Source organism: Brevundimonas sp., assembly GCF_041688735.1.
Classification (GTDB): Bacteria; Pseudomonadota; Alphaproteobacteria; order Caulobacterales; family Caulobacteraceae; genus Brevundimonas.
The window spans coordinates 1-6,358 of sequence record NZ_JBDNHO010000119.1 but is presented as its reverse complement, the minus strand read 5'-3'; the positions used below and the strand labels follow the sequence as shown (position 1 = coordinate 6,358).

Sequence of the window (6,358 nt, the reverse complement as noted above, 5' to 3'; positions counted from 1 at the left end):
TGCGAGCCGCCGCCGAGACCACAATGACGGGCCTCTGGGACCGCATCGGCGATATCCTCAAGGCCTTCACACCCCAGGAATGCGCCAACTACTTCCGGCATGATGGCTATACGTCAACTTGAGCGGCGAACGCTCTAGAAAGCCAGATAGATCAGGCCGTAGTGGAGGGGTCCGCCCAACACGACGATGATCAGCAGACTCTTCCAGTTCGGGAATGGTGGGCGAACGAACGGGATCAGACAGGCCGCCGCGAGCGCGAACCGCAGCGCCGCCATGAGAAGCGGCGGCAAGGTCTCGGTGCCCAACTTGGCCGCGGCGTTGTTGACGCCCCAGATCACCACCACCGCGGCGATGGCTGCGATCTCGACCACGGAGAGCGGGCTGTTGGGCTTGTCGGGCGTAATCACCGGTCGGCTATGGCACGGGTACACGCCCGGCGCCGGTCAAAGCCGGTAACCGAGCGTTTCGCCGTGCCGCCAGACCGTTCCTGGAGCGTGATTCACGGTATCGGCGGAAACGCGCAGCGATTCCTCTCCAACCGATCAGGCTCTAGAACGGGATGTCGTCGTTCAGGTCGTAGCTTTCTTTGGGTCCGGACGGCTTGTTGGCACCGCCGGTCGAGAAGCCGGACGAATAGTCGTCGTCCCCACCGCGCGGGGCTGCGCCGCCGCCGCCATCGCGGCCGCCCAGCATGGTCAGCTCGCCCTTGAACTTGTTGACCACGATCTCGGTCGAATATTTCTCGAGGCCTTGGGCGTCAGTCCATTTGCGCGTGGCCAAGGTGCCCTCGATGTAAACCGTGGAGCCCTTTTTCAGATAGTTCTCGGCGACCTTGATGATGTTGTCGTTGAAGATCACGACGCGATGCCACTCGGTCTTTTCCTTGCGCTCACCACTGGTCTTGTCGCGCCACTGTTCCGAGGTCGCCAGGGACAGGTTAGCGACGCGTTCACCGGAGTTGAGCGTGCGGATTTCCGGATCCTTGCCCAGATTACCCACCAGAATGACCTTGTTGACGCTGCCCGCCATTGCCGTGCTCCTTTTCTGTTGATCCGGCACGTCTTCACGCTGTCCGGATCGGTTTTTCATTGGGACCGGCGCGCTTGCGCGTTTCGGTCCGGTCGTCTCATGGCCGCGACGATAGTCGATCGCGCACGGATGTTCCAGTTTTGTTCCTGTTACCCCGGGACGGGCTCTGGCGGTGCCGCCACGCCCACTGGTCGCCCGGACTCGTCGCGACTGATCGCCCCCGGCACCGCCAGTCGGCCATCGCCCGTTCGGGCCAGGGCGATGAAGCGCGCGCCCTCCAGCGACTTGCCGATCCAGACCCCCGCCCGGTCGATGAAGATGTACTGCCCGTGATAGGCACCCGTGATCTCGTTTCGCGTGCCCCCCATCCGCAGGAAACGCAGACGCACCTCCTCCAGCCGCGCCGCGCAGTGTTCGATCTGCGGCTGGTCGTCGGCGACCTTGTTGAAGGTCGGGGGCTCGCCTTCAGCGCCCAACTCCACCGCGAAGCAGACGCCCCTGTCGTAGGGGGCCTCGACCCGTTCGGCGCATGCCCCCACGGCCAGCAGGCCGACGCCGGTGGCCATGAGAAGTCCCGAGCGGATCATCAGCGCAGACCCGGGAACTGGCAGCGGCGGTCCTGGTCGACCAGCGGGGTGAAACGGCTGTTGTCAGGTGACTGTTCGACCCGGCGCGGCACCAGTCGCAGCGTCGTCTCGCCCCACCGCCCGTAGAGAGCGTCTCCGGGACGCACGCAGGTTCCTGCGAACAGGGCCTGGACGCATGCGTTCAGGCTAAGGCTGGAGGACACCGTCCGCCAGTCAGTGCCGTTGTGACGCAGGCAGGCGCTGCCCGCAGCCGCCTGAACGACAGGTGCCTCCGGCTGGGCGGACTCGATCGCTTGGGGTGCCGGCTCAGTCTCGGCGAGTTCGATGGGTGCCGTCGGCGGCGGCGCGAAGGCGGCCGTCGGCGCGGCCACGAGCGCGCCCGTCTCGTCTATCCCCACGTCCAGCGCGTCCGTGGCCACCCCGTTGCGCTGGGCGCAGACCGCCAGCGTCGCCAGGCCTACGAACCGTCCATCGACGTAACAGCGAAGCTCGCGTGTCGTGCTCAGTTCCGGCGCGTCGGCCACGTCCACCGTCAGGCCGCCCTGCGCGGCCGGCGGTGGGCCGGCGTCGCGACCACGGCCGCCTGACATGAGAAGGGCGATCACCACGGCCGCAACGACCGCGAGGGCCGCGCCGAGCGCGATAAGAAGGCGATTATCCTTGGGCATGAACGGCTCGCGCGATTGAGCGCCCAATAACCCCGCCGACGCATGCGCCGTCAACGTCCTTCGTCGGCCACCGACGCTATCCGCGCAGTCGCGCCAGCGCCGCTTGGTAGTTGGCCAGCTGGGACGTGAGATAGGCGGGCACGGGGCCGCTCTGCGCCGGTCTGATGGAGACCGGGTTCAGGGCGCGATAGGCGTCGCGGACGGCCTTCATCGCGGCCTGCAAACGTTCGCCGGTCGCCTGGACCGCATCGGGAGAGGACAGATTCAGGGTTCGGGACAGGCCGAGCCCGAAGGTCCGTATCGTGTCGGCGCCGCTGGTCGCCCCGATAAATCCCTGCGACAGACCGAGGCCCGCGAGGGCGTCCCGGCCAGGCTCGCCGGCTGTCAGGATGGCTCCCGACAGTCCGTTGCGCGCCGTGATCGAGAGTCGCTGGACGCCGGCGAAGAGCGCCAACGCCGCATCGCCCGGCTTTCCGGTCTCCGCCTTGTCGGAAAGCACCGTGACCTTCAGCTTGCGGTTCGAGGCTTGTTCGATCTTTCTGGCCAGGGATTCGAGCGTGTCGCGGGCATCGATCGTGACGGCCACGGACCGGCCGCCGTCGGCGGGCGAGACATAAAAACGGTCGCCGACGCGAACCGAGGCGGCCTCGGTCAGTCTTTTCGACTGGGTCTGGTCGATGTCCCCCCGGGGCAGGCCCAGCTTATCCAGGACGCTGGCACCGCCAGACGCGACGGCGAGAGTCAGCGGCGCGGCCTGTTGGTTCGTGCCCTGCCAGTCGCGTCGCCACTCCACAGCACCGGTCAACGGGTCAAGGCGGGCCAGATAGGCCTTGGTCGGATCGGTGGCCTTCGCCCCTTCGGCACGATCGGCGATGCCCGAGATCCAGACCTTGCCTCCCGCGACCTTCACATCGGCCACAGTGTCGTCGCCGGCCGATCCCACATAGGTCAGCCGATCGTTCGCTGACGCCGCGAGATCACCCTCAAGCACGGCCACGAAGGCGTCCGTGCCGCCATGATGCGCCTCGGTTACGGCGCCTGCCGAGAGCGCCGCGTTCCGCGTCGTGCCGGTCAGTATTACCCGGCCGTTCGAGACCGACAGACCCGCGACCTCGCCGCTGGCCTGCCCCAGGTCGCGACTGGAGACCAAAGTCGGTTTGCCATCGACGTCCAGGCTGAACCGGCGAACGACGAAACGCCCCTCCTCCACCCCGGCGGAGTAAAGGTTGGACCCGTCCACTGCGATGGCACCGACGCCGTCCTCTGACACCGTGCCGAACTGTTCAGCGCCCGCGTTGGCGCCAACCACGGGGGCAAAAATGTGCGCCTGGCTTTCTCTGAATCCTTGCACATAGCCGTCCCATCCGCCGACGGCGCCAGCGCCTGGGATCGCGCTTTGCGCACGTCCGGCGACGTAGACCGTCCCGTTGGGTCCGAAACTGACGGCCGTCGCCTCGTCGGCCGCGCGCGCGCCGCGCCGCTGGCTCCAGACTTCCCGAGAGTCTGCGTCAAAGACGGTGACGAAACTGTCGGCCACATTCGCCACGTCGCCGCCTTGGCCCGATTCCAGCGCGCCGGTGACCGACCCGGCCACCGCGACCCGGCCTTGGGCGTCCACGGCGATGGCGTATCCGCTGGCGGTAGAGGCCGCGCCCAGCGGCTTGGTCGAAACGACGCGGCCGGCGGAATCGATCTTGATCAGTGCCACGTCGCGCTGGCCCTTGATCGGCGTATTGCCGGGGCCCGCATTGAGGTCCGCGACCAGCCACAGCGTTCCGTCAGGCCCGGTCGCGCTGGCGCGAACGGTTTCCACGCCGGGCGGCAACGTCGATTGCGACGCCCGACCATCGACCCAAAGGGTCTCGCCCACGCGCGCTGTGGCGGCGGGAGCCGTGCCGTCGGCCTGGAATTTCAGCACCTGGTGCGCGCCGGCAGTCCCCGATGCCTGCACGACGTAGACGGCGTCGCTGGTCGCGGCCGCCGCGAACCCCACGGTTTCGGTCGAAACGCCGCGCACGACCAAGGCGTACATGTCCGGTCCCGCTGGCAGGGTCACCGGCTTGCCATTGACCGTGATGATCTTCGGCTCCGCCTTGACCAGTTCGCGCCCGAGACGGGTCTCGATCCCGGCGGCTTCCAGCTTGCCGTTGATGTGGGTGAGGACGTTCGTCAGGCTGCGGGGCGTCGCGCCCATTTCACCGAGATCGATGGAGACCGCAGTCGTGGCGTTCGCGCCGTTGACGATGCGCTTGATGGTGATATCGAACGCGACTTCGCCTGAGAACGCGGGGCTTTCGCTGTCTGGCGAACCTTCATGGACAGGCGCGGTGATCGACACGGCGCTGTCGCGCTGAACGCCCGCCGTCGTCTTGCTGATGGCCGTGGCAGTGCCCTGGGCCAGCCTGACGCCCTCGAAATCGGCCGCCGTCAACCATGAACCCACCTCGCCCAGTCCCGTCGCGAACCGCTTTTCCAGCTGGGCCAGCTCAAGCAGTCCGACAGACTTCGACGCTGCCCGGTTGGTCAACGCGTTCAGCGTGTCCAGACCTTGGTACAGGGCAAAAAGCTTGCGGTAATCGGCGGAGGCCGAGGCCAGGTCCAGCTTGGCCGCGTCCTCGTTGATGATCTTGCGCCCACTCAGGGCCGCCCGGAGAAGCGCGTCCTGCGCTAGAGGTTTGACCGTCGAGGACCAAGGCGGCGTCGGCTGCTTCCTGGCGGCCTGCGTCAAAGCAGCCGAGGTCGAGAACGACGGCGTGAACGCCGTGCCCCCGAACAGTCCGAGAAGATAGCTGTTGTTGATCGCGGTCATGATGCAAGCGCCAGAATGACGCCTCGACCGTAACGAGGCCTTAACACGACACTTTGAACGACAGCGTCCGCGACTCAGGGAACGATGGGTGTACGCGCTCGTTCATCGCGCGTCCTGAAGGAGGATAGACGCGTCATGACCACCTTCGTCCGAACCCTGAAGTCCATCCTCGCACTGTACGGCTTGGCCGACCGAGGCCATCGCAACCGACCCGCGCCCGTGTCCATACTTCGATCGGGAACCGGTCGGGCCTGACTCTATCCGCCGCGGAACAGCGACAGGATGATCTGGGGTGCCTGATTGGCGATAGACAAGGCCTGCGCGCCCAATTGCTGCTGGACTTGCAAGGATTGCAGCCGCGCACTTTCCTTTGCCAAGTCGGCGTCCACCAGGTTGCCGATACCGGATTCCAGAGTGTCCATCAACTTGCCGACGAAGGTCTTGTGCGCATCGATCTGCTTGGCCTGCGCCCCGATTTCGCCTAGCGCGGCGTTCAACTTGCCGATGGAGGCGTCCAGTCGCGTGAGGGCCTGGTCCGCAGCCGTGATTGTCAGCAGACTGTCGCTGGCTGTCGTCAGATCGATGATTCCGCCGCCCAACGTCAAATTCTTTGCGGACAGAGTGACGAACGACGAGGCGTCAGCATTGGCGAGGAAGTTGATACCGCCGCTCAGCGACCCATTAAGAATGTTGCCGCCGTCGAAAGTCGCATTGTCAATTCCTGACGCGATGGCCTTCAACAGGGCCTGGAAATCGGCGTTGAGCAGTTCGCGGGACTGCGTCGTCAAGGACGTGTCCTTCGCCGCGACGACTTTTTCCTTGAGCTGGTTCAGCAAGTCGGACACCGATTCGCCGGCCGACAGGGCCACGTCGGCGATCGAGGTCGCGCGATCCAGGCTCTGTTTGACCGCACCGAGCGCGCCGACTTCCGCGCGCTGTTGCTGGGCGATCGCCCAGATGGCGGCGTTGTCCTTGGCACCCTGGACTTTCAGGCCGGTGGAAATCCGGCTCTGAACGTCGCCCAACCGTTCGTTGGTGCGCGTCAGGTTCTGCAGCGCGATGGCGGCGGAGGCATTGGTATGGACGCTGTTCGTCATCCGACTCGGACCCTTCAAGGTTTGGGCCAAGCTAGGCTCAGGACCCATTAAAGGGATTCACACGGTCGTGGCGATCTGATTCACTGGTGGCAGGAGGAGCCTGTCATGAGTGATCTGTTTTGGCTGACGAACAAGCAGATGCGTCGGATCAAGCCATATTTCCCGCTG

At 65.7% G+C, this 6,358-nt stretch carries 6 protein-coding genes; all 6 read right to left on the bottom strand.

Annotated elements, in window-relative coordinates:
• Positions 1-134 precede the first annotated feature (134 nt).
• On the bottom strand, positions 135-407 hold the full coding sequence (locus ACESMO_RS12525) for an EamA family transporter (RefSeq protein WP_372708484.1): 273 nt from the start codon (positions 405-407) through the stop codon (positions 135-137).
• Positions 408-549: 142 nt separating this feature from the next.
• A complete protein-coding gene (gene ssb, locus ACESMO_RS12520) occupies positions 550-1,029 on the bottom strand; it encodes a single-stranded DNA-binding protein (protein ID WP_372708483.1) in 480 nt (159 codons plus the stop codon).
• A 149-nt stretch (positions 1,030-1,178) separates the two neighbouring features.
• The gene (locus ACESMO_RS12515; RefSeq protein ID WP_372708482.1) at positions 1,179-1,595 is read right to left on the bottom strand and encodes a hypothetical protein; all 417 of its coding nucleotides are present in this window, start codon (positions 1,593-1,595) and stop codon (positions 1,179-1,181) included.
• 20 nt (positions 1,596-1,615) lie between these two features.
• Positions 1,616-2,284, bottom strand: a complete 669-nt coding sequence (locus tag ACESMO_RS12510) for a hypothetical protein (RefSeq protein WP_372708481.1) — start codon at positions 2,282-2,284, stop codon at positions 1,616-1,618.
• A gap of 76 nt (positions 2,285-2,360) precedes the next feature.
• The gene (locus tag ACESMO_RS12505; RefSeq protein ID WP_372708480.1) at positions 2,361-5,093 is read right to left on the bottom strand and encodes a transcriptional regulator; all 2,733 of its coding nucleotides are present in this window, start codon (positions 5,091-5,093) and stop codon (positions 2,361-2,363) included.
• A 257-nt stretch (positions 5,094-5,350) separates the two neighbouring features.
• A complete protein-coding gene (locus ACESMO_RS12500; protein WP_372708479.1) occupies positions 5,351-6,190 on the bottom strand; it encodes a flagellin in 840 nt (279 codons plus the stop codon).
• Between the last annotated feature and the right edge of the window lie 168 nt (positions 6,191-6,358).

What these genes read in the sequence shown, in the direction of transcription:
- ACESMO_RS12510 (WP_372708481.1), bottom strand. Translation starts at nt 2,284, where the DNA reads ATGCCCAAGGATAATCGCCTTCTTATCGCGCTCGGCGCGGCCCTCGCG.
- ACESMO_RS12515 (WP_372708482.1), bottom strand. Translation starts at nt 1,595, where the DNA reads ATGGCCACCGGCGTCGGCCTGCTGGCCGTGGGGGCATGCGCCGAACGG.
- ACESMO_RS12505 (WP_372708480.1), bottom strand. Translation starts at nt 5,093, where the DNA reads ATGACCGCGATCAACAACAGCTATCTTCTCGGACTGTTCGGGGGCACG.
- ssb (WP_372708483.1), bottom strand. Translation starts at nt 1,029, where the DNA reads ATGGCGGGCAGCGTCAACAAGGTCATTCTGGTGGGTAATCTGGGCAAG.
- ACESMO_RS12500 (WP_372708479.1), bottom strand. Translation starts at nt 6,190, where the DNA reads ATGACGAACAGCGTCCATACCAATGCCTCCGCCGCCATCGCGCTGCAG.